Annotated in this window: 22 protein-coding genes and 1 riboswitch; of the genes, 15 read left to right on the forward strand and 7 right to left on the reverse strand. The window is 37.4% G+C overall.

All coding sequences use genetic code 11. From position 1 onward, the window contains the following. The first annotated feature begins 53 nt into the window (after positions 1 to 53). From ABMA79_RS01245 to ABMA79_RS01265, 5 genes are all read left to right on the forward strand, one after another. Entirely contained in the window at positions 54 to 1,040 is a 987-nt protein-coding gene (locus ABMA79_RS01245; protein ID WP_392857132.1) for an LptA/OstA family protein, read from the forward strand. 7 nt (positions 1,041 to 1,047) lie between these two features. After that, the gene (gene lptB / locus ABMA79_RS01250) at positions 1,048 to 1,782 is read left to right on the forward strand and encodes an LPS export ABC transporter ATP-binding protein (RefSeq protein WP_392857130.1); all 735 of its coding nucleotides are present in this window, start codon (positions 1,048 to 1,050) and stop codon (positions 1,780 to 1,782) included. A 51-nt stretch (positions 1,783 to 1,833) separates the two neighbouring features. Further along, positions 1,834 to 3,285 (forward strand): RNA polymerase factor sigma-54, encoded by a 1,452-nt coding sequence (gene rpoN, locus ABMA79_RS01255; protein WP_393089576.1) that lies wholly within the window; start codon positions 1,834 to 1,836, stop codon positions 3,283 to 3,285. 69 nt (positions 3,286 to 3,354) lie between these two features. Further along, on the forward strand, positions 3,355 to 3,720 hold the full coding sequence (hpf, locus tag ABMA79_RS01260) for a ribosome hibernation-promoting factor, HPF/YfiA family (protein ID WP_021266419.1): 366 nt from the start codon (positions 3,355 to 3,357) through the stop codon (positions 3,718 to 3,720). A 115-nt stretch (positions 3,721 to 3,835) separates the two neighbouring features. Then, positions 3,836 to 4,636, forward strand: a complete 801-nt coding sequence (locus tag ABMA79_RS01265; RefSeq protein ID WP_392857126.1) for a DUF2608 domain-containing protein — start codon at positions 3,836 to 3,838, stop codon at positions 4,634 to 4,636. A gap of 35 nt (positions 4,637 to 4,671) precedes the next feature. Here ABMA79_RS01265 and ABMA79_RS01270 read toward each other — a convergent pair whose 3' ends face one another. After that, positions 4,672 to 5,229: a hypothetical protein gene (locus ABMA79_RS01270; protein ID WP_393089579.1), complete on the reverse strand. Its 558-nt coding sequence runs from the start codon at positions 5,227 to 5,229 to the stop codon at positions 4,672 to 4,674. A gap of 80 nt (positions 5,230 to 5,309) precedes the next feature. Then, positions 5,310 to 6,137 carry a mechanosensitive ion channel domain-containing protein gene (locus tag ABMA79_RS01275; protein ID WP_393089581.1) on the reverse strand — a complete coding sequence of 276 codons (828 nt, stop codon included), beginning with the start codon at positions 6,135 to 6,137 and terminating at the stop codon, positions 5,310 to 5,312. Positions 6,138 to 6,300: 163 nt separating this feature from the next. On the opposite strand from ABMA79_RS01275, the gene ABMA79_RS01280 reads away from it, so the two are divergent. Both ABMA79_RS01280 and ABMA79_RS01285 read left to right on the forward strand, forming a co-directional pair. Next, positions 6,301 to 7,917, forward strand: coding sequence for an ABC-F family ATP-binding cassette domain-containing protein (locus ABMA79_RS01280; RefSeq protein ID WP_393056538.1), 1,617 nt, complete (start codon positions 6,301 to 6,303; stop codon positions 7,915 to 7,917). Next, the gene (locus tag ABMA79_RS01285) at positions 7,917 to 9,059 is read left to right on the forward strand and encodes a cation:proton antiporter (RefSeq protein WP_392857120.1); all 1,143 of its coding nucleotides are present in this window, start codon (positions 7,917 to 7,919) and stop codon (positions 9,057 to 9,059) included. Before ABMA79_RS01280 ends, ABMA79_RS01285 begins: the two co-directional genes overlap by 1 nt. Here ABMA79_RS01285 and ABMA79_RS01290 read toward each other — a convergent pair. Beyond that, positions 9,056 to 10,156: a porin gene (locus ABMA79_RS01290; protein WP_393089584.1), complete on the reverse strand. Its 1,101-nt coding sequence runs from the start codon at positions 10,154 to 10,156 to the stop codon at positions 9,056 to 9,058. The two genes, ABMA79_RS01285 and ABMA79_RS01290, sit on opposite strands and share 4 nt — an antisense overlap. A gap of 85 nt (positions 10,157 to 10,241) precedes the next feature. After that, positions 10,242 to 10,712 carry a peptidylprolyl isomerase gene (locus ABMA79_RS01295; protein WP_392857108.1) on the reverse strand — a complete coding sequence of 157 codons (471 nt, stop codon included), beginning with the start codon at positions 10,710 to 10,712 and terminating at the stop codon, positions 10,242 to 10,244. Positions 10,713 to 10,795: 83 nt separating this feature from the next. On the opposite strand from ABMA79_RS01295, the gene ABMA79_RS01300 reads away from it, so the two are divergent. After that, on the forward strand, positions 10,796 to 12,949 hold the full coding sequence (locus ABMA79_RS01300; protein ID WP_393089586.1) for a UvrD-helicase domain-containing protein: 2,154 nt from the start codon (positions 10,796 to 10,798) through the stop codon (positions 12,947 to 12,949). 22 nt (positions 12,950 to 12,971) lie between these two features. Next, entirely contained in the window at positions 12,972 to 14,126 is a 1,155-nt protein-coding gene (locus ABMA79_RS01305) for an MFS transporter (protein WP_393089588.1), read from the forward strand. On the opposite strand, the gene ABMA79_RS01310 is transcribed toward ABMA79_RS01305, so the two are convergent. The 3 genes from ABMA79_RS01310 to ABMA79_RS01320 form a co-directional block, all read right to left on the reverse strand. Next, a complete protein-coding gene (locus tag ABMA79_RS01310) occupies positions 14,108 to 15,883 on the reverse strand; it encodes a TonB-dependent receptor plug domain-containing protein (RefSeq protein WP_393089591.1) in 1,776 nt (591 codons plus the stop codon). The genes ABMA79_RS01305 and ABMA79_RS01310 overlap by 19 nt on opposite strands. Further along, positions 15,874 to 16,009, reverse strand: a riboswitch (cobalamin riboswitch). (Overlaps the previous gene by 10 nt.) 25 nt (positions 16,010 to 16,034) lie before the next feature. Next, entirely contained in the window at positions 16,035 to 16,541 is a 507-nt protein-coding gene (locus ABMA79_RS01315) for a hypothetical protein (RefSeq protein ID WP_393089593.1), read from the reverse strand. A gap of 102 nt (positions 16,542 to 16,643) precedes the next feature. Beyond that, positions 16,644 to 17,228 (reverse strand): hypothetical protein, encoded by a 585-nt coding sequence (locus tag ABMA79_RS01320; protein WP_393089596.1) that lies wholly within the window; start codon positions 17,226 to 17,228, stop codon positions 16,644 to 16,646. Between the two features lie 132 nt (positions 17,229 to 17,360). Here ABMA79_RS01320 and ABMA79_RS01325 point away from each other — a divergent pair, with 132 nt between their 5' ends. The 6 genes from ABMA79_RS01325 (at position 17,361) to ABMA79_RS01350 (ending at position 22,338) form a co-directional block, all read left to right on the forward strand. Then, positions 17,361 to 17,687 (forward strand): winged helix-turn-helix domain-containing protein, encoded by a 327-nt coding sequence (locus tag ABMA79_RS01325; protein ID WP_393089598.1) that lies wholly within the window; start codon positions 17,361 to 17,363, stop codon positions 17,685 to 17,687. Between the two features lie 149 nt (positions 17,688 to 17,836). Next, the gene (locus tag ABMA79_RS01330; protein WP_392857095.1) at positions 17,837 to 18,148 is read left to right on the forward strand and encodes a winged helix-turn-helix domain-containing protein; all 312 of its coding nucleotides are present in this window, start codon (positions 17,837 to 17,839) and stop codon (positions 18,146 to 18,148) included. Positions 18,149 to 18,233: 85 nt separating this feature from the next. Next, positions 18,234 to 19,241, forward strand: coding sequence for a putative zinc-binding metallopeptidase (locus ABMA79_RS01335; RefSeq protein ID WP_393089601.1), 1,008 nt, complete (start codon positions 18,234 to 18,236; stop codon positions 19,239 to 19,241). Beyond that, complete coding sequence (locus ABMA79_RS01340) at positions 19,238 to 20,272, forward strand: ATP-grasp domain-containing protein (protein WP_393089603.1); 1,035 nt, start codon at positions 19,238 to 19,240, stop codon at positions 20,270 to 20,272. Before ABMA79_RS01335 ends, ABMA79_RS01340 begins: the two co-directional genes overlap by 4 nt. 7 nt (positions 20,273 to 20,279) lie before the next feature. Further along, positions 20,280 to 21,122 carry a LysR family transcriptional regulator gene (locus ABMA79_RS01345; RefSeq protein WP_392857088.1) on the forward strand — a complete coding sequence of 281 codons (843 nt, stop codon included), beginning with the start codon at positions 20,280 to 20,282 and terminating at the stop codon, positions 21,120 to 21,122. A gap of 154 nt (positions 21,123 to 21,276) precedes the next feature. Continuing rightward, complete coding sequence (locus ABMA79_RS01350; protein ID WP_393089606.1) at positions 21,277 to 22,338, forward strand: efflux RND transporter periplasmic adaptor subunit; 1,062 nt, start codon at positions 21,277 to 21,279, stop codon at positions 22,336 to 22,338.

Genomic DNA, 22,338 nt, shown 5'->3' on the forward strand with positions numbered 1-22,338 from the left:
AAATAGAAGGACGTAAATAGCTGATTATTTACATAAACTGAAGGAAGCTCTTTTTGCTAAGCGTTGGACAACATCTGTCAATTTGGTTATTTCTCATTGGCATCGTCTCATCTACATTTTTTGGTCTCTTTAGTCGTTACGAAGAAAATGAATTCGACCAGTCGATGACGGATCTTTTGAACCAAGATATCTACTCGTATTTTAAGAATGTGAAGTATTTTAAGATGACAGACAAAGATGCGCGCTACCATTTAGAGGCCGCAGAGGTTTCACAAAACTTAACAACAGACGTGCTCATCCTTACAGAGCCGAATGGTGTCCTTATTAATGACCACCAAGCTGATCCAATGTACTACGATGCTTACACTGGTGTTTTAAATGCAAAAGAAAAATACCTTTCGCTAAGAGGGAAGGTGGTTCTTAGAAATCGCAATATGAGCATCAAGTCTGAAAGCATGAATTACTCGGACAATTCTCAAATCGTAAATTTTCGTGGTAAGGCCCAGTCAATTTCAAAAGACTTTGACTCTGCTTATGAAGTTGCAGTTAATGCAGACGAGCTAAGCTACAACCTTGTATCTGAGGTTGGAACCTACGATGGAAATGTTGAGGGAAGAGTGCAGAGAGTGAGGGCCTATGAGGACTCAGTTAAGTTTTTTGCTGACTCAATTGTTGTTGATAAGAGCAATCGCAATGCCAACATGAGTGGAAATGTAAAATTTCAGAAATCTCAACTACTTGCAAGTGCCCGAAATGGCGAAATCTATCTAGATAACTACAATAAAAAACTCAAGTATTATGCACTTTATGACGATGTGGTCATTGAGGAAACTGTTTCTCCTAAGGGACAAATTCCTTTTAAAAGAAAGGCTTTCAGTGAGAGGCTTGAAGGGTATATGGCAGAGGATAAAATCGTTCTGCTTGGCCTTCCAAGGGTTTATCAAAAGAAAGACGTTTTAAAAGGAAACACAATTGTTCTTAGGCGTGACATCGAGACCATAGAAGTTGATGATGCTAATACGAACTTTAAAATAAGGTAATAGCAGCATGGTTGAAGAAATCGCACAATTATCAGCTCATGGTTTAAAGAAAGTCTATGGCGGCAGAGAAGTCGTTAAAGGCGTAAGCATCGATGTTAAGCAAGGAGAAGTTGTAGGACTACTCGGCCCAAACGGTGCAGGTAAAACAACATCGTTTTATATGATGGTAGGGCTGGTTAAGGCAGATGAAGGAAAAATTGATTTATCTGGCGAAGACTTAACTGAACAACCAATTCATATTAGGGCATTAAAGGGTGTCGGCTATCTTCCACAAGAGGCCAGCATCTTTAGAGATTTAACGGTTGAGGCCAATATCTTTTCGGTTCTAGAAAACCGAGACTTACCAAGGGCCAAGAAGAAGACACTTCTTGATAACTTGATAGCAGATTTTGGACTTGGACATATTAGAAAATCTCTTGGTTCAGCTCTTTCCGGTGGTGAAAGAAGAAGAGTTGAGATTGCACGAACACTGGCACTTGAGCCTAAGTTTGTTCTTCTCGATGAGCCTTTTGCTGGAGTTGACCCATTAGCAGTTAATGACATTCAAAGTGTTATTAACAGCCTAAAGAGAAGGAATATCGGTGTCTTGATCACCGACCACAACGTAAGGGAAACATTAGGAGTAGTTGATCGAGCGTTTATTATGAGTAGTGGAGAATTACTTGTAAGTGGGACACCGGATGAAATTGTAAACAACGAAAGAGCAAGGAAGTTCTATCTTGGTGAAGAATTTAGAATGTAGCTAGACCTAAGCAAATAAGCTGGTCTGGTTACTAAGAAATAAGGAACCAATATGGCCACAAAACTTTCGCAGAATCTCAGTCAAACTCAACAGCTCGTGATGACGCCGCAGCTTCAGCAGGCGATTAAACTACTGACATTAAGCCATTTAGAAATGACAGATGTTATCGCTAAGGAGATGGTTGAAAACCCAATGCTGGAAGAGTTCTCACCTGGTGAAAGTGATTACAAACTTGATAAATTAGAAAATCAAACAAAAGAAGCCAAGGCCGACGATTTTAAAGAAGAGGCCATGATGAGTAGTGGCGACGATATGGATTGGCAAAAGTATGTCGATAGTTATAACTCGACAACTTATGAGCCAAATATGGCCGCACCTTCTCTAAGTCCTGATGATATGCCTAATTACGAGAATATGGTTTCTAAGAGTGAATCTCTTGCAGAACACCTCGAGTGGCAACTTCGTATGGAAAATCTTGATGATCAAGAGATTGATTTTGCTATTGAGATCATTGGAAATATCAATGATGATGGCTACCTTTCATGTGCATTTGATGAGCTTATTGAAAAAGGGAATCTTGATCGTGAACACTCTCTTCATATTTTAGAAGTTGTTCAACGTCTCGATCCAGTTGGTTGTGGTGCTCAAGACTTAGTTGACTGTCTTCTTGCGCAAGCAAGAATTGCAGAAGAGCGTTCACCACTACTTGAAAAGATTATTCGTTTCCATTTAACAAATCTAAAAAATAGAGATTATAAAAAAATTACTGCAGACACTGGAGTGTCGGAAGAGCAGATTATTGAAACAGCTAAACTGCTTCATAATTTTCACCCAAAGCCTGGTCGCCTTGTTGGTGGTGGAGATACTCACTATGTAACTCCTGATGTTTTTGTTGTTGAAGTTGGTGGAGAGTTCGTTGTTCAGGTTAACGACGATGGTGTACCAAGATTAAGAATTTCTAAAATGTATCAGGATATGCTTAATCAAGCAGAATCCCTGAAAAATAAAGAAGCTAAAGAATTTGTAGAAGAAAAACTTAAGTCGGCTTTATGGCTAATAAAGTCTATAAATAAGAGACAGCGAACAATTGATCTTGTGGCAAAGTCAATTGTGAAAAAGCAGCAGCAGTTTTTTAAAAAGGGACCGAAGTTTTTAAAACCAATGGTTCTTAAAGATGTTGCTAATGAGCTGGGAGTTCACGAGTCGACAGTTTCTCGTGCTACTTCAAATAAGTATATGCACACACCAATTGGCCTATTTGAATTAAAGTATTTTTTCAATGCAGGAATTGGTGGAGACAAGGGTGGAATCGACGTTGCAGGTGAAGTTCTTAAACTAAAAATTAAGGAACTTATCGATAACGAAAATGAGAAGAAGCCTTTATCGGATCAAAAGATTGCCGACCTTTTGAGCCAAGAAGATGTGAAGGTTGCGAGACGTACAGTCGCTAAGTATAGAGAAATGCTTGGGATTTTGTCGTCATCAAAAAGAAAAGTAAAATAGCTCGATATTTTGGAGAAACTGCCGATAGGTTTACCCAAGATACTATACACATAGAGGAGAACGTATTTTATGAAAGTAACAGTAAGTTTTAGACACCTTGAGCACACGCCAGCACTTGATGAGAGAATCCAAGAGAAATCAGCTAAAATTGCCAAGTACCTTGATGGAAATCTTCATCTGAAATGGAGTTGCGAAGTAAGGGATGGTCGCGAGCATTACGCTGAGGTCGAAGTAATTGGACCTAAGTTTGACTATCATGCAAAAGCTCACTCTGATAGCCTATATAAGACCATTGATCTTGTTGTTGCTAAGATTGAAAAGCAGGTACAGAAGAAGAAAGAGAAGATGCTTAATAAGAAGAAGATGCCACATAAAGATATGGAAATCCTCGATCCAAATGATGCGTGGATGGACTACGACGATATGGCGTCTTAATCACTTAATATAAACATACTTTCTGTATATAAAGTCACGTAAAGCCTTCCGTAATGGAAGGCTTTTATTTTGCCTCCGATACTGGTATGCTTGCTGGTCAAGAAAAGGAGACAAGATGAAGTTAATTATTTCAATTCTGATCACATTCAGCGCACTTTCATATCAAGAGATCTCTTCCCACACGAATTTCTACAAGAAGATCGTTGAGTACACGAAGAAGAATAAACTTAAAACAAGCGATGTCCTTGTTGTTTACGATATTGATAACACTCTTCTAAGATTTAAAACGAGTTTTGGAAGTGACCAATGGTATGGTTGGCAGAATGATCAAATAAAGAAGGGTTGTCCTGTTCACTGTATTGCTAAGTCTGTTCGTGGGCTTTTGGATTATTCTTATAAGGCAACATTTATTTCTGATATGATTCTTGTTGAAAAAGAAATTCCAAGTCTAATTGAAAAACTACAAGAGTCTGGCTACGGCGTCGCTTCAATTACTTCAAGAGGACCTGTTAATTATCCTGCAACAATTCGTGAACTTAATAAGAGTGGAATTGATCTAAAGAAGGCCAATGCTCCAAGGCTTCCATTTATTACGAAGCTTTACGGAAGAGAAGTACGCTATGCTGATGGCGTTTTTATGACTTCTGGCCTTAATAAAGGACAAATGCTGACTCACTTAATTAACCGCCCAGGACTTGAAAAGAAGTATAAAGCAGTATTCTTCCTTGATGATCGTCTAAAGCATATGAAGACAATGGATAAAGAGTATAAGAATAATAAGGCCAATAAGCTTCCAGTTTTTGCATTTCGTTTAACAACGACTGATGCAATCGTAAAAGAGTTCAATGAATCAGATAAGAAACTTGAGATACGAATTGGTGAAGAATTCAAAAAGTTAAATAAAGATTTAAATTAAAAATAAAAAAAGGCCTTCTTACGAAGGCTATTTTTTTAATATGATGTCGTCGTACAAACAGTATTCATACCAACAGTTGTACAAGTTGTTTGACCTGTACGATTTGTTCTAAAGCTTCCATCCCAGCTGTCTTGCTCATGTTGTCTAACCCTTAAGTAAGCCGATAGAGAATCTCTTTCTTGCTTTGAAAGGTAAATGCTATCACCATTTTCAATAGCATTAGATAGCTCTTTAAAATCAACTCCTGCATCTTCTCTGATTGTAAGCATGCGTTGACTAAGTTTTACTGGATAGCGCTTGAGTTCCCAGTTCTCTTTGATATGAGATCTTGAGGCCTTCTTATATCTTTTTCCATCAGATGCCTTAATTGAGAAGAGTCTGAACTTGAAAATAACACCATTTTCATTCTTCATTGTATTATTAGTTTGGTGCCAGTACTTTAGTCCATCACTGCCGATAATAAGACCTTGGTCTTCATCAAAGTATGAGCCCGCTTGATCAAATGGGGCCAGCTCTGTTGGAGCTCCACTTGCCTGGATACATGTAATTGAAATAGTCACAAATAGTAACAATCTTAAGATATTCTTCGTCATAATTTCTCCCTACTGAAATTGTAGAAGATAAATATCTTATATTGAAATAGACCGTCTAGAGACAGTTTGGCACCAGATGCTTACTTATAAAACTCACGTAAGAAATCTTTAAGAATTTTCTGCTCAACAGATCCTTTCGTCCTTGCTGGTGCCGTAATTCGCACATTTAGCTCAATTTCATCTTTGCTTGTGAAGTTGATTTGAACACGAGGCTTTAAGATCGGCGTTTCTAAGTGAGACTTTGTAAATAGCTTATTTAGCACAACTTGGGCCTGCTCAAAGTACTCGGAACAGTAGAACTCGGATCTCTCAAGAAGAATTTTCTCCGCCTTTTCCCAGTCACAATCAGGAGAGAGGATCACTTTAAAAGTATGGAGAACGAAACTTTTTAGGAATGACTCGTTTGTTACTCGATTCGTTAAAAAAATAGAATTGGGAACAATTATTGAGCGTCCCGTATAATTGTGAGACGTCTTATTTGGCCCAACTTCTAAGAGCGTTGTTGTAAAGAGGTCGCGATCAATAACACTTCCACGCTTTCCTTCGATTTCAATTGTGTCACCGATAATAAAGCCACCAGAGAAAGTCTTATAAATACCACCCATGATATTTAGAGATAATTCCTTTGTTATAAGGACGATGGCTACCATTAGGGCCGCAAGAGAGAAGGCGAGGTTCTTTAGCTCAGTTGAATAGATATAGAGCGTTATAAAAACGAAGATAATCGTTAAAGAAATATTCGTATTAACAACATATCGTCTTTTGGTTTCAATATTAATTGAGCTTGTTTTCTTTAAGATGAAAGAGAAAATATGATTTGTTAAATAAAACAAAATCAGCACAAGTATTACATATACTGATTTCTTAATATCACCCTGTGTGTCGACGAATATATTATCTAAAGTCATAGCGAAATTATAAGGCCAAATAGCTGATTTCCAAACGATTAAATGCGTTAAAAGTGTCGAATATTAAAGACAGATTTAGAAGTGGCATGCTAGACTGAACTAATTCGTATATTCAGATTAAATAGCTAAATAAATACAAAACGTTGAGTGGGATTTATCACATATGTTAAATGTTTCCAATATTTCTAAAATTCAAAGTAGTGAAACCCTATATAGTGGCGGAACCTTTCAAATAAATCCTGGTGAAAAAGTTGGGCTTGTTGGTCCAAACGGTGCAGGAAAAACAACTCTATTTCGTATGATTATTGGTGAAGAGAAGCCTGATGAGGGACAAGTCTCTTTTCCTGATAAGCTTCGCTGGGCCTACTTCTCTCAAAAAGTTGGGGAGATGGCAGGTCAGACGGCCAAAGAAGTTGTTATGTCTGGTGACGTAAAGATTTCTGAACTTGGGGTTAAGCTTAAAGAGTATGAAGAAAAGCTAGTAGACTGCGCTAATATGAGCGACGATGAAATGAATGATGTCCTAATGAAAATGGGTGATGTTCAATCGGAGTTTGAAAAGCGTGGTGGATACGATCTCGAAACACGCGCAGAAGAAGTGCTAACTGGTCTAGGGATTATGCCAGTTGATCATAATAAGATGATCGAAGACTTCTCTGGTGGATGGAAGATGCGTATTGCTCTTGCCCGTGTTCTCGTTATCAATCCAGAACTAATCTTAATGGATGAGCCAACCAACTATCTTGATATGGAATCTATCCTATGGCTTGAGGAGTGGTTAAAGAATTTCAAAGGTGGGATCTTTATGACAACCCACGATCGTGATTTCATGAATAATGTTTGTAATAAGATTGTTGAAATCGCTCATAAAAGGATCACGACTTATACAGGAAACTATGACTTCTATGAGAAGGAAAGAGACCTACGTCGTGAACAATTAATTGCTCAAGCTTCTCGCCAAGCTGATATGCTAGCAAAAGAAGAAGAGTTTATTGCAAAATTTAAGGCACGTGCTTCACACGCGGCCCAAGTTCAATCTCGTGTTAAGAAGCTAGAAAAGATTGATCGTATTGAAGTTCCGGCCGAAGAAGAAACAATTAATTTTCAATTCCCAACGCCTCCAAGAGGTGGGGATGATGTTGTTATTATCAAAGACCTTTCAAAATCATGGCCACTATCTGACGGTAGTGCACATGAAGTCTTTCATGGCCTATCAACAACAGTTAAAAGAACAAATAAAATTGCAGTTGTTGGAGTTAACGGTGCCGGTAAGTCGACACTTTTAAAATGTATTACTGCTCATACGGAGCCAACTGCTGGTAGCGTTGCTATTGGCCCAAGTATTAAGATCGGTTACTTCTCTCAGTATTCACTTGAGGTTTTAAACCCTGAAGCAAGTGTTTTTGATGAAGTGAGAAAGGATCTTCCTACAGCAAGTGATGGCTATATTAGAAACCTACTTGCGGCCTTCTTATTCAGAGGCCAAGACGTTGATAAGAAGGTTAAGTACCTATCTGGAGGGGAGAAGTCTCGCCTTGTGATGGCCGTACTCCTTTCACAAAATAATAATTTCTTAGTTCTAGATGAGCCGACAAACCACCTTGATATTAAATCAAGAGAGGTTCTACTGGATGCACTAAAACGTTATGAGGGAACAGTGATGTTTGTATCCCACGATAGACACTTTCTGAGCGAATTAGCAGAAAATGTTTATGAAGTGGATAAGGGGGAAGTTCGCATCTTCCCGGGTTCATACGTTGAATACATGGAGAGACAATAATGATTAACTTGCAGAATACGGAAGTGCAGTACTTACTACTGTTCACAATTCTTCTCATTCTTCCAAAACTTTTACTTCGCTTTCAAATTCCGATTGGTATTTCATCAATCTTTTTAGGAATTGGAGCAGGGCTTGGTCTTGGCTGGTTTCAAGGTGATGACCTTCTTCTTATGCTTTCTCGTCTAGGGATCACTTCTTTATTCTTATTCGCAGGTTTTGAAGTTGAGTTCGAAGAACTTAAGCAAAATTGGAAGGAGCTTTTAGGAGGAGTGGCACAGACAATGTCGATAACACTCGTTGTGGCATTCATCATTCACTTATTCTTCTCAATTGGCTTTCGTGCAGCAACTTTAATTGCTCTAGGGATTATGACTCCTTCAACTGGTTTTATTTTAAACTCTCTAAAGAATTATGGATTTAGTGAAGGGCAAGAGTATTGGATTCGTTCAAAAGCAATTTCTAAGGAGATCTCTGCCATCTTACTGCTATTTATTACTCTTCAGTCGGAGAGTTTAGTAAACCTTGGTAGTTCTACCCTTATTTTAGTTGCCCTCAGTATTTTCTTACCTCTATCTTATAAATTATTTTTCAAATATATCGCTCCATATGCCAAGGATTCAGAAGTTGGTTTCTTAATTCTTACGGCCCTTATCTGCGGAGTGATCACAAAGAAAATCGGAACTTACTATCTTGTTGGTGCTTTCCTTGTTGGATTTATTGCTTCAGAATTTAAGCACTTTGGTAAGTCAGAAAAGTCAGAAGAAATTTTAAAGAACTTACAAATGTTCTTCTCTTTCTTCATTCCATTTTATTTCTTTAAGGCCGGTATTGGCTTTACGCAAGATCTATTTACACTAGACGGACTTTATATTGGACTAGCTTTCTTAGGAATTTTCATTCCTTTAAGAATTTTTAACACATACTCAAATATGAAATTCTTCATGCAGGATTTCTGGCCAGACCGCAAAGAGATTACAGTTTCTTTACTACCAACTTTAATCTTTGGTTTAGTTATGGCCCAAATTGCTAGGGAGCGCTTTGAAGTTCCTTTAGAGATTATTTCAGGTCTTGTTATCTACACTCTTGTTTCAAGTGTAATACCGGCCTTTATGTTTAAAAAAGTACCACCTGAAAATTATTAGAAATACATGGTCGCGCCTAAAATGAACTGATGGTTCTTTGGGCGCATTCCGTTTGCTTCCACGCTATCATCCAAAACAAATTCCATTCCTAATTGATAAAGACCGTTAGTGAAAATATAAGAACCAAGTATCTTAGACATCTCATAATCATCGAGTCCTTTTTCATCCGAAATTTGCCAATTATAACCAAGCATAACTTGGTGATATAGATTAAAGCGCCAACCAAGAATGGCCTCGATATTTTCAGAAGTAACAAATCTTCCATCAATGAGTTCAAGATCTTTAGTATCACCGTAAATTGCCGCAAGAAAGAGATGATCAAAATAGTATTGAGCACCAGCAGTTACCGACAGCTTAGCATGTTCAATTCCATTATTATTTGAATTGAGGTTTATGGCAGCGAGACCAATTTTAAAATTCTTTTTGATATAGCGAAGAGAAGCAGCAATCGAGTGCTCAAGGGTAAGGACAGCATCGTCAATACCATCTCCATCAGAGTCGTAGTCAGCGGTTTCATCACCGGTAAATTTTGTCTGTGCACCAAAGTGAAAGTCACCAAGTTTGTAGCGGGCCTCTAAAAGATCGACACCGCGTGATGTCCCAATGACTTCACTGTTGGCCGTGTAGGTAGAGGAGGCGAAGGCTCCCGTAACCATAAAAATGTCAGTCATTTCTGTAACGTCATACCAGACAGACCAGTTCTTCCCAAGAGTTGCATTAAAATCTCCTCTCTCTATCCAAAGATAAGCAAGCCTCGTTGAGAAGGGCCGGTCGCTAGTATTGTCTACTTGAAATCGTCCCGTTGTGTTCGGGATACTCTGTATATTTTGGCTCGTATTGCTGGTATTGATTCCAAACTCAGCACGAAGACCAGTGGTGAACTTCTCGAGTAGGTCATCTCTCTTATATTTAAACCCAAATCGAGAAGAGTTATTATTTAATGATTGAGCTCCGGCTTGGCCAATGGCCGCCATTGAAATTTTTCCGTATAGCTCAAAATTGTCACCGAGGTTCTTTGCTGAAATTGAATTAGAATAAAGAAATGAACTCGCACATAGAGAAAACGCGAGAGACTTTCTTAAATTTAAACCCCACATAGAATCCTCACTCAAATCAATAATCGATAAATTAATTTTAGTAAGGATCTATGCGATCTTTTAACTTAAGAAAGGTAAAGATTGATTAGTGACCACATCCACCTTGTCCATGAGCGTGACCATGGGCAACTTCTGTTTCAGTCGCTTCTCTTACTTCAGTGATTTCGATATCAAAGTTTAGATCTTCACCTGCAAGAGGGTGGTTACCATCTAAAGTAACTTCATCGCCTTCAATTGCAATAACTGCAAATGGAGGAAGACCTTGATCTTGGTTAACTTGAAATACGTCACCGATATTTAATTGTGCATCTTCTGGAAATTGTGAGCGTTGAACAGTGATTACTAATTCATCATTTTTGTTACCGTATGCGTCAGCAGCTGGTACATTGATAACTTTCTTATCACCAATATTCATTGCGACGATCTCTTTTTCTAGACCTGGAATGATTTGACCAACACCTTCTAAGAAAACTAGTGGACCATGTTCAGCAGAATTGTCTAAAACTTCGTTCTTTGAGTTCGTTAATGTGTAGTGAAATCCGATAACTTTTGGCATAATAGGGCCCTCTAATTGTTGATTATTAATATAGTAAATAAAGTTCAACACTAACAAGCTAGATGATTAAAGGCAAATAAAGAATGAGTGAATTAGTAAATCAAAAATATATCCAAAAAATTAATGATTTTCTTGCGCAAACCGTTGATTTAATTGATAGAGTTCCAGATTTAAATGCTGCGGCATTGGCCGATATTGCGGCCAATATTAGGGCCTTAAGAGACGAATCTCTTAACTGTAAAGAAGATGATCTGCCTGGAATTATTCAGCAGATGAACCTTCTAAATCAACTCGCTGATCGCTATGAACAACACCAAAGTTTACCTAATATTGAATCTCCATTCTTTGGCCATTTTAAAATTAAACAAAATGGAAAACTTAAGGATTTTCTCATTGGCCACACTCCTTTTTCACATAAGGAATTAAAGTTTAAAATCATCGACTGGAAGAAATCTCCTATGGCACGTATCTTTTACCAGTACGGCGAAGGTGATGACTTTGATTTCGACTTAGATGATCGAATTATTGAAGGTCATATTCTAGAGAAATCAATTCTAACAGTTAGAGAGAAACAACTGGTAAGAATTGACCGAGAAGGTAATACTAACGTCCTAAGAGAAAGTGAGTGGATCTCTCTAAATGAATCAGCACAAAAGCTTGCTGGTGGAGAAGGAAGCGCTAACCAAAGTCTTGGTAGTGGCCGTACTGGATTTGATGGCCCTGAAGTTATTTCTCTACTTGATAAGACTCAGTATGATCTTGTTAACCAAAGTGCAAAGAAGCCGCTTCTTATCACTGGTGGGGCCGGTTCTGGTAAGACGACAGTTGCTCTTTATCGTATTGCAAAGCTTTGTCGTGAAGATGGAATTCGCCAAGAAGAGGTTATGGTTATCGTTCCAAATAACGGCCTTGTTAAATTATCTAAGAAGCTCTTGGTTGAATCACAGCTTGAGAAAGTTCGAGTTTCAACACTTGATGATCTAATTAAAAAGATCGTCTTCCAAAATATGCGCTCAGTTCCTAAGAAGATTGAGGACAACCCACTTGATTCAATTGCCACAATTAAGAGAAACCCTAAGCTTCTTGAATTGATTGATGAGTACTTGGCAGTAAAAGAATTGAATATTGAAAAGAAACTTAAGGGAACAGACCTTGAGTTCTTTACAAAGAATCGCACTCGTCCATTATATGTACGTGTTAAGAATCTTTATGAGAATACACGTGATCCTCTTTTAAAAGTTGAAGTGAAGAAGATCTTAAATGGCTTCAAGAATGTAAGAGAAGAGCTTTTAAATGTTTTCTCTGATGCGAAGCTTATGGAGAAGCTACCAGAGATGACAAATCGTATGGTAACGACTCACATGTTAAATGACTTAAAGTTCTATACGGCAAAACAAATTCAAGGCCTAGATAAAGATTCTGATTATGCCAATCAGGGCCAAGACCTTTCAGGATTTGTTGATAAATACGACCTGCCATTATTTAACTATCTTATTGTAAAACAATTTGGACACCTTAAATACTTTGGCCGTGAGTTTAAGTCTTATCGTCATATTTTCTTAGACGAGGCACAAGAGCTATCTAAGTCTGAGCTTGTTATGCTTGGTCAAATTAAACATCAAGATGGAAACTTCACAATTGCAGGGGATAGTGTTCAACAAATTGATAGCACATTTGAGTTCACTTCATGGCACGACGTTTGTCATACGCTTGAGCTTGATGTGGATGATATGCAAGTTGAAGAACTTAATGTTTCATATCGTTCTCCAAAAGAAATTGTTTCTTTCGCTCACAAGGTTCTTGGACCTCTGGCGCCAAAAGAGCTTCCAGAGTCGAAGAGAGACGGTGGACCAATTATTGAAACATCGGTTCAACATCTTGAGCATGCTTCGATGCTAATTAGTAGCGCGCTAGTTGAGCTAATGAATCGTGAGCCGAAAGCATCAATTGCGATCATTTGTTCAAAAGAAAGCATTGCAAGAGAGCTATATTCTGAAATTGAAGAAGTTGGAAGTATTCGACTGGTTCTTGATGAAAATTTCTCTCTAAGGCCAGGTGTTGATGTGACAACTGTTGAGCAAATTAGAGGTCTTGAATTTGATTATGTTATTATTCCAGACTGCGATAAGGACCTTTATCCTGCAAATAATACTGCAAGAAAGAGGCTTCACCTTGCTGCGACAAGAGCAATTCACCAACTTTGGATTCTATTCAAAGATAAGACACTTATTGCTTAATTTGAATTAGAAGGAAGTTGATTTGAAAAATTTTGGTTATGTCTCGCTAGGGTATCTGTCACTTGTGGCGTTAAGTCTTATTGATAATGGACGCGGAAGTGTCTATCCTGAGCTTTTACAATATTTTCAAATCAGACCAGATAAGGGATCGTTAATCTTTTCCTTGATGTCGATCACTTCTTTCATTGCTTACCTGACAACATCTTTTTGGCTGCCAAGTTTTGGCCCGGTTAAGGCAACTCGCATGGCCATGGTCATGATGGGAATAGGGACGTTTGGAATTGGACTTGGTGGAGACTTTCTCAACTTTGACTTGAGTTTATTCTTCGGTGCCTGGGCCGGATTTGGTTTTGGGATTACTGGAATTACAATGAATTTCATGGTTGATAATGGAGCGCCGGCCGAGCATAAGAGGCGCTACTTATCAGGACTCCATGGTGTCTACGGAGTGGCCTCATTAATGGCCCCTCAAATTCTTTCTCTCTTTTACTTTTTAAATTCAGATTGGATTCACTTCTTTAAGTTCTTACTCATTCCATGTGCTTTAGTTTTTATCTATTCTTTCTTTGTGGATGATACGCACCATGAAGAAATAAAAGAAAATCATGGATCAATGCCTAATGCTTTCTTTATGAATCTTATGATTGGCCTATTTGCGGGGTTCTATGTTGCTTCTGAAATTATGCTTTCATCGCGATTAAAATTCTATTTGGTGGAGGCCCATGAGTATTCAGATATTTTCGCTAATAATTACTTATCTTATTTCTTTCTATTCTTAATGTTGGGGAGATTAGGGTTTGCCTTCTTAAATATCAAGTTATCGTCGAATCGGTTGATTTATATTTCACTGGTAACAAGTCTCATTTGTTTTAGCTTAGGACAATTTCATCATATATTCTATCCGATGACCGCTTTATTTATGTCCTTTTGTTTTCCTGTCATCGTTGATTGGGTTTCAAATAGCTTTCCAAAGAAGAACCATGTCGTTCTTGCTCAAACGATGAGTTATATCGGTGTCAGTATCGCGATTATGCACTTTATATTTGGTGCCATTGCAGACAACTACGGTGCAAAGAATGCGATTAACTTCTTTTATTTCTTAAATATTGGATCAATAATTTTCTTTACCATCGCAATTGCAATGGTAAAGAAATATCATCAGAAGTCGAGCTTGTAGCCTAGGAAGTAACTACGGGCCATTGTCCCGTAGTAGCGAATATTCTCATAATCCTTATCGAGAATATTTATTATTTTGAAATTAAAATTTTGATATTCGTAGTTGATATTACCAATCACATAAGAAGGCATGCTTCCAAAGTCCTCTCGTTTTCCTACGTATTGCCACCAATTTGAAATTCTCTGGTTATCATTAATTTGATAGCCAAGCTCTAGGCTTGCCAGTGCTTCTGGTGTTCTTGCAAGATCAGAGTCAGTAATTTTATTTGTGGCCTTCTGAATTGTTACTGAGGTTGCAATGCTAAATGAGTTTTGAAATTCTTTGTTGAAGTTAAACTCGATTCCTTGAATTTGTGACTTTGCAATATTTAAGTACCCCATGTTAATCGTATCGTAGTCGATTTGATTTTTTAGGTCGTAGTTGAATATCGTAAGTTCTGCTTGATAAGTAATTTTCTTATACGAAAGAGTTAGTTCACTATTAATACTATCAGTCGGGTCAAGCATTTCAAGTTGATTAGCGATTTGATAAAGCGTTGGAAGTTTGTATCCACTTGATAAATGACCTTTAAGAGAGAGCTCTCTTGTGAAGTTATAACCAAGACCAAAGCTTGCAATAGTATTTAAGTTAAATGTTGAGAATTTGTCGAAACGCAGCCCTATATCTGAAAACCAATCTTTATATGCATAATTGAATGTTGTATAGAGTGAGAATAATTCACTATAGTTACCAAGAGTCAGGTCATCTTGCTTAAGGTATTGAACACCATAGAAAGAATTTAAATTCTTTGAAAACTCATAAGTAGCATCAAGTTTTAAATCTGTTTCTTCCCCACGAAATAGAGGAGTGAAGCCCTGAGGATCTTCTCTTCTAATTGTTGAGTACCTAATACTAGGAGTAAGAGTAAACCTTTCATCTGCACTATTATAGTTAAGACTAAGGAAGTTATTGTACTGATTGTACTTATTTAAATCATTGTCTGCGACATCAATTGGATTAAATGGAGGTGCAAAGTTGAATCCATCAATTTCAATTTCTGAGTCGATAAATTGAGCTTGGTAGTTTAACTCAAGTTGGTTGTTAATGAGGTAGCTTGTATTCAAAGAGAAGCTAAGATTCTTATAAGAGTCAGCTTCTGCATTTGTTAGTCTATCTTCATTAACTGAAGAGTATCCGTCAGATTGTAAGTACGAAAAATTAAATCCGTAACTTAATCTTTCCATGTGTCCGCTCGTCTGGGCCGCAACCTTTGCCGTATTATAACTCCCATACTCTGCACTAACTCTTGAGCTCTTAATACCTTTTTTTGTATTGATTTTTAAAACACCACCAATTGCATTTGAGCCGTATAGAATTGACTGACTACCTTTTAGGATCTCTATACTTTCAATATTATCCAAGTTGATGTGGTTTATTTGGTACGAGTTATTGATATCAGTTGGATCTGTAAGCTCGATATTATCAACGAGAACCTTTGAAAAACCTGTCGGTAAACCGCGAAGTCGTAAACTTGAAGCCGCTCCGATTTGGCCTGTCTGACCAATAAAGATGCTCGCCTTACTTTGTAGTAGCTGTTGTAATGTTGTGGCATCAGTATTTTCAATTTCTTCACGAGTGATAACAGTGACGGCACTCGTTACTCGTTCTGAACTCGTTTCAAGCTTTGTGGCCTTAATGGTAATTTGAGCAATTGATGTTAATGGTAAAAATGCAGTGGCGTAATAAAATAGTGTTTTTATGATCTTCCTCCGAGACATAGAAATATTGAAGGGCTCGGACTCTAACCGTTGCGGGACAGTCTCTGAATTTCACAGAGTTCACCTTTTATGCTGTATTTACTAGCAAAGATAGTTACAAGAAGCCCATTATCTGTCAATAAACAGATAATAGGCCCAATCGAATTAAGTCTTAAATATTGTGATAGTACTGCGAATCGACGACACTCTTATACATTTTAGGATCCTTCTCCTTTAAGTCTGAGAGAATGATCATATCAGGTGCATCGAGATCATTTGTATGGGTGTGGACTTGATACTTAAAGAGCCAATTAAATAACTTACGGTGCTCTCGGTAAACCATAAACTCGCACGCAATAAGGATAATTGGTGCAATCAGATACGAGTTACAAAGAAAGAGCTCAAAGAACAGAATATTAATAACTAGGGGAGCGGTTATTACGGCCGTTAGTGGAACGAAGAGATTAAGTAAGAACATCGTTCCTAGGACAATTTCAAGAGCTTTAATCATGTAGTAAAGATAACCTGTATCCTGAAGGGAATTGATAAAGGCCAAAGCTTCTGGTGTAAATTGAGATTCCGTGAGTAGGCCAAGTCCTGGGGTGACACCGGCCAAGAGTAAGGTCGCACCCATGAGAATTCGCGCACCTACAAATAAGAATTTCTTTTTATTCTTCATACAACCTCCAAATATGATCACTAATGATTATATTGTCGAAGGGGCAAGCAAGTATGGAGTTAATGTTAAAGAAACCTCAAGGTTCACGTTGATGCTATGGCATCAGACATTTCTTATTTTACAGATAAAATGATTATCCCTTTCCACAATGATATTTTTTGAAAATGGAATTCGAATTCGCATAAGGGGATCAAAGATAACAAATGTATCAATATCCATCTCATTAAAGTCTATATCAATATCCTTAAGCTCTTTTCCTAGGAAGCGTTGATGGTCTTCACGATCGACACTTGTAAGTATGGTACGATTGTTTTGGTCTTCGAGGAATTTTGTATAAGCAAGGCCCATAAAAGGAGTATTAATATTGATATCTGCTAAAATCGATTGTTTTGTGAATTCTTCATTTCTTTGGCCACTATAGAACTCATAACCTTGTTCACTTAGTTTCTTTATGACCTTGTTACTCATTTCATCGTTATACAATCTAACGAGCTTCATTCCCATATATCTGGCCTGAAGGGAAATGATCTCCTCAGGGATTCCGGTATGACCAACTTCGTTACCCTCTTTTGAAAGTAGAGTAATGAGAACGATTTCACTCTTAGGATAACCATCTTTTATTAAATGTTTTAAGCAACTTAGAGAGCTTAAGCCTCCACTCCAAAAGAGTGCCTTCTTATTTTTCATGAATAACTCTTATCTTTTGATTAATAATAATTAATAACTGAATATTCTTTACGTGTCTTTTTTTACCTCAAAAGCATGGACTTGTTCAATGGAATAAACTTCTCTCAAGTATAGCTTTAGAGGAGAATAATTATGCACGCTTTTGACAATGACAAGGCCCAAGTAGAAAAGCAGCTAAGCTTTCGAAACTTATCTCTCGATCCAGAAAAGCGAATCGCATTTGTTGATGAGCGCAAGGTCGAATTAACTAAGACAGAGTATAAAATTCTCTACTTTCTGCTAAATGGTGGAAAAAGGATCTACCCACGGGAGCAACTAGTTGAATATATTTGGGGAGATGTAGAAGTGGCAAATAAAACTGTCAATACTCACCTGACTCACTTAAGACATAAAACAAAAGGCGTTGACTTTAGAATACGTATTAATCGCAATAATCAGATTTGTTTGCACGACCTCTAAAGAAAAATGCGTCAAATAACCGTAATTGTTAGCCTAAATAAACTTATTTTTGTTAGCGGCGATAAGATTCGTAACTTATTGATTTTACTACTTGAGAAATATCTTACTTCCACTTAATCTAGTTAATTAAGGGGGGAGGAGAGAAAAAAATGTCATTTATTTTTCAAAATGAGTGGATTGGATTTCGTAATTTGCGAATCAACACCAACACGCAGGCGGTCTTTGTCAATGAAGAGGAAATCTCATTAACAAAGACGGAATTTAAAGTTCTAAACTTTTTAATTTCTAGCCAAAGACGTATCTACACTCTTGAGGAGTTGGTACTAGGGACGTGGGGCCCAGTTGTCGTTACAAATAAGACAATCAATACTCACTTATCCCATATCCGTGCAAAAATTAAAGGTGTTGATTTTAAGATTAAGATCAATCGCAATGGCCAGGTTTGCATTAACGACTTATGAGTCGATAAATAATTCATAGGTCCTCATTATCTCTTTAATTTCTTCCAGTTAGAGCTATAATCGCCTCTACTTTGAAGAGATTGATATGATTAAATTGAATTTGGAACATGCGTGTCGTGAAGACATTCTCAATGCTCAATTGTGGGAGCTGGATATTTGCTTTGAAAAAAGTAAGTTTGCTCCTTGCCTTGATCAGCTAGTACGTGAGTTAGACGCTAAGAAGCTACTTGTAAGGCCAAAGGTTTGGCTAAGTGATGAGTGGTTCTGTCCTGAAGCAATTTCTGGAATTGCTATTCCTTTCTCATTAATGCATCCAAAACTAATCGAGCTAGAAAAAGAATTCACTGGAATTTGCGAAGGTGAAGGTCATGACTGGTTTATGAAGCTCATGAGACATGAGTGTGGCCACGTTATGGATAATGCCTATTTTCTAAAAGATGAAAAGAAACGTAAAACCATATTTGGTGATCACGATAAATCTTATCCTTCTTCATATGGGCCAAAGAAGTTCTCTAAAAAGTATGTCTATCATCTAGAGGACAATTACGCGCAAGCGCACCCAGAAGAAGACTTTGCTGAGACATTCTCAGTATGGCTTACACCGCGTTCAAACTGGAAGCGTGTTTATGAAAATTGGCCAGCACTTAGAAAATTAAAATATATTGATCAGTTGATGAAATCATTAAGCAATAAGAAACCTAATGTTATTTGTTATAAAGAAATCGATAGCATCGATGAAAGTGAATTAACTGTAAGAGAGTATCTACTCCAAAAAAGAAGAAAACTTCGTAAGAGTTCGCAGGCACGACGAAGTATCCAACATATTCAACAATATCTTAGCCGGAATGAGACTACCGGTGTTGAACTCGATAAGCTCATAGGTAGCTTGAGAAAGGATCTAGTGAGGGATATCTCCTTGCTGACAAAAGAATATCAATATAAAATAGAATCTGTTGTAAATGATCTGGAAGATATCTCAAATAAGAAGAAACTTATGATTCCAGAAAAGTGCGGCCCTCAAACTGTACAGGAAATTGTTCTATCACATGCTGATAAATATTTTAAAGAGGGGCGTGACAGGATAGTCATGTGAGCCAAAAAGTAAGAAGCAATAAAAGAAAGAAAAAGGTCTTAGTTCTTGTTCATTCGGACCTCATCCCGCCTGCGAATATTTCTAAAGAAGATAAGCAAAAAGAAGAATTTGAATTTAAGCCGTGGATAACGGAATACAATGTTATATCAACACTTAATGAGCTTGGTCATGAGGTTAAAGTTGTCGGTGTCTATTCAGACCTTTTGCCATTAAGAGAGGCCATTGATGAATTCAGGCCACATATTGTTTTCAATCTTTTAGAAGAGTTTGATGGCAAGGTCCTATTAGATCAAAATGTCGTTTCATATCTAGAATTACTAAAAGTTAAGTACACAGGGGCCAATCCACGAGGATTGATGATTGCTAGAGATAAGGCCCTAGCAAAGAAACTTCTCTCTTATCACCGAATTAAAACTCCAGGCTTTCAGGTTTTTACAAGTCGATCTAAGGCCAAGGTGACGAAGATATCCAAGAAGTTGAAATTTCCACTTATTGTAAAATGTCTTTATCAGGATGCTTCACTGGGAATTAGTTCTGCTTCAATCGTTAAAACACCGGAGAAGGCAATTGAAAGAATTATTTATCTCATGGATAAGTACGATGAAGATGTGATCGTTGAGGAATTTATTGAAGGACGTGAATTCTTTGTTGGAGTTATGGGAACAAAGAGGTTGAAAGTCCTGCCGGTTTTGGAACTCTCTTTTAATAATATCGAAAATCCACTGGCCCAGCTCTACTCTGAAAAAGCAAAGTGGAGCATAAAATATCGTCAAGAAAAAGGGATCGAAACTGGCCTGGCGAAAATTACGAAAGAGTTAGAAGATAAAATTATAAAAATATGTAAGAGAACTTATAAAGTTTTGGAACTGACGGGATATGCTCGTCTTGACTTAAGAGTTTGTCCGGAGGGAGAGCCTTATATTATTGAGGCCAATCCGAATCCTAATGTGGCCAGTAAAGATGAATTTGCTATGGCCGCAAAGCTTGCTGGAATGGATTATCAGAAACTCATTAATGAAATTATAAAGTAGGTGTGAGATGTCATTAAAATTAGATGATTTGAGAAATTTTATTGTGGTTTCAGAGTTAAAGAATGTAACGCGAGCTTCTGAGCAGCTAGGCTTAACTCAGCCGGCCCTAAGTTATTCAATAAAGCGCCTAGAGGAAGAATTGGGGGCACCTGTTTTTATTCGTCTAAAAAGTGGTATTGAACATACAAAGTTTGGAGAAGAGTTTCATCATCGTGCCAATAAGCTTTTACAAGACTGGCAAGATGCTAAGAATATCTTTAATCAAGAGGGAGGAGATATTGTTGGTGAGTTTAAAGTTGGAATTCACCCTTCTGTTGCAATTTACTCTCTCCCAAATGTACTACCTTTAATTTATGAGAAATTTCCACGTTTAAATTTCAATCTCATTCATGACTCTTCTCGTGTCATTGCTGGTAAGGTAATCAATTTTGAAGTTGATTTTGGGATTGTCGTTAATCCAATTAAGCATCCAGATTTAATTATTAATGAAATGGGAGTTGATGAAGTTAAGTTATTTGAATCAGCTCGTCCAAAGAGAAAGAATAATAAGTTAATATATAATCCTCAACTGGCACAAAGTCAGGACTTACTTAGAAAGTTAAAAGATGACTCAATCTTTATTGATGGTCATATTGAAAGTGATAATTTGGAAGTTATCGCAAAACTTACACACGAAGGAGTAGGCATAGGTCTTCTTCCAAGCCGAGTGGCCTCTAATTATAAGAACCTTGTTCCTATAAATGATTCTCCAATTGTTAAAGATCAAATCTCGTTGGTTTATCGTGTCGAGAAGAAGAATTCTTTATTAGTTAAGGATATCTTAGAGATTGTAAAAGACTCTTTAATCTAATTAAGAATTTCTTATCCGAATCTCTCTTTAAAAAAAGTCATAGATAATCGATAGGCTCACTTGAAACCAAAAGAGGTATCAAGTGAGCAATTCATTTACATTATTATTAATTCTTTTCATCTTGAGTATTCTGACTTCATGTCAGAAGGATAGGGTGAGCTTTTCTCCTCCAACGGTTGAAGTTTATCTTGTTAAACCTGAAACAGTATCTCTCTATAATAATTTTGTCGGACAAGTCTATGGTGAGAAGGATATTATTATTCGCGCTCGTATTGAGGGGTATATAAGATCCTTAAGGTTTCGTGAAGGTATGTTTGTGGAAAAGGATCAGCTTCTTTATGAAATTGAGTCCGATAGCTATCAGGCCGCTGTTCAGGAGCAAATGGGACGAGTTGCAAAGGCACAGAGCCAGGTTGTTAAAACAAGAAATGACCTAAGAAGAATTCGTCCACTTGCCCAGCAGAATGCCGTTGCAAGATCCGATCTCGACGCTGCCATTGCAAGTTATAATGCTGCGAAATCGGCACTAAAGGCCGAAGAAGCAAATCTTGAATCAGTTAAGGTTCGTCTTGGTTACACAAAAGTTTATTCTCCAATTAAAGGTGTTATTGGTAAGACCCGTTTTAAGGTCGGAGACTTAGTTGGAAGTAACTCAAATAATAGTGACCTAAATACTGTTTCATCTCTTGAAAATGTACGTGTTGAATTTTTTATTTCTGAAAATACTTATCTGGATGTAATTCATCTTAGACGAGATAAGGCCAGTGCACAGAGTACGAGAAATATTGAATTAACACTTATCTTAGCAAATGGTGTTGAGTATCCTCATAAAGGTAAAATCGATTTTCTTGATCGTAATGTGGACCCTTCAACTGGAACAATTCTTATTCAATCAACATTTCCAAACCCTGAGGGAATCTTAAGGCCAGGTCTATTTGCTACCGTACGTGCAAAAGTAGCAACGTCAGATGAAGCAATTCTTGTTCCACAAAGGTGTGTAACGGAGTTACAGGGAATCTATCAAGTTGCTGTCGTGGATAAGAAAAATAAAGTTCAAATTAAAAATGTAACCGTTGGACGAAAAATAAATGGTTTTTGGATCATCGTAAATGGGCTCGATGAGGGGGATACCATTGTTTATGAAGGACTCCAAAAGGTAAGAGACGGAATGCTTGTTGCTCCTATGCAAGCATCCGTTAAATTTAAGCAAAATTAG

Source organism: Halobacteriovorax sp. HFRX-2_2 (assembly GCF_043196705.1).
Classification (GTDB): Bacteria; Bdellovibrionota; Bacteriovoracia; order Bacteriovoracales; family Bacteriovoracaceae; genus Halobacteriovorax_A.

Excerpts from the sequence above, each read along its gene's own strand:
- lptB (WP_392857130.1), top strand. The coding sequence starts at position 1,048 with ATGGTTGAAGAAATCGCACAATTATCAGCTCATGGTTTAAAGAAAGTC.
- rpoN (WP_393089576.1), top strand. The coding sequence starts at position 1,834 with ATGGCCACAAAACTTTCGCAGAATCTCAGTCAAACTCAACAGCTCGTG.
- hpf (WP_021266419.1), top strand. The coding sequence starts at position 3,355 with ATGAAAGTAACAGTAAGTTTTAGACACCTTGAGCACACGCCAGCACTT.
- ABMA79_RS01265 (WP_392857126.1), top strand. The coding sequence starts at position 3,836 with ATGAAGTTAATTATTTCAATTCTGATCACATTCAGCGCACTTTCATAT.
- ABMA79_RS01270 (WP_393089579.1), bottom strand. The coding sequence starts at position 5,229 with ATGACGAAGAATATCTTAAGATTGTTACTATTTGTGACTATTTCAATT.
- ABMA79_RS01275 (WP_393089581.1), bottom strand. The coding sequence starts at position 6,137 with ATGACTTTAGATAATATATTCGTCGACACACAGGGTGATATTAAGAAA.
- ABMA79_RS01280 (WP_393056538.1), top strand. The coding sequence starts at position 6,301 with ATGTTAAATGTTTCCAATATTTCTAAAATTCAAAGTAGTGAAACCCTA.
- ABMA79_RS01285 (WP_392857120.1), top strand. The coding sequence starts at position 7,917 with ATGATTAACTTGCAGAATACGGAAGTGCAGTACTTACTACTGTTCACA.
- ABMA79_RS01290 (WP_393089584.1), bottom strand. The coding sequence starts at position 10,156 with ATGTGGGGTTTAAATTTAAGAAAGTCTCTCGCGTTTTCTCTATGTGCG.
- ABMA79_RS01295 (WP_392857108.1), bottom strand. The coding sequence starts at position 10,712 with ATGCCAAAAGTTATCGGATTTCACTACACATTAACGAACTCAAAGAAC.
- ABMA79_RS01300 (WP_393089586.1), top strand. The coding sequence starts at position 10,796 with ATGAGTGAATTAGTAAATCAAAAATATATCCAAAAAATTAATGATTTT.
- ABMA79_RS01310 (WP_393089591.1), bottom strand. The coding sequence starts at position 15,883 with ATGTCTCGGAGGAAGATCATAAAAACACTATTTTATTACGCCACTGCA.
- ABMA79_RS01315 (WP_393089593.1), bottom strand. The coding sequence starts at position 16,541 with ATGAAGAATAAAAAGAAATTCTTATTTGTAGGTGCGCGAATTCTCATG.
- ABMA79_RS01320 (WP_393089596.1), bottom strand. The coding sequence starts at position 17,228 with ATGAAAAATAAGAAGGCACTCTTTTGGAGTGGAGGCTTAAGCTCTCTA.
- ABMA79_RS01325 (WP_393089598.1), top strand. The coding sequence starts at position 17,361 with ATGCACGCTTTTGACAATGACAAGGCCCAAGTAGAAAAGCAGCTAAGC.
- ABMA79_RS01330 (WP_392857095.1), top strand. The coding sequence starts at position 17,837 with ATGTCATTTATTTTTCAAAATGAGTGGATTGGATTTCGTAATTTGCGA.
- ABMA79_RS01335 (WP_393089601.1), top strand. The coding sequence starts at position 18,234 with ATGATTAAATTGAATTTGGAACATGCGTGTCGTGAAGACATTCTCAAT.
- ABMA79_RS01345 (WP_392857088.1), top strand. The coding sequence starts at position 20,280 with ATGTCATTAAAATTAGATGATTTGAGAAATTTTATTGTGGTTTCAGAG.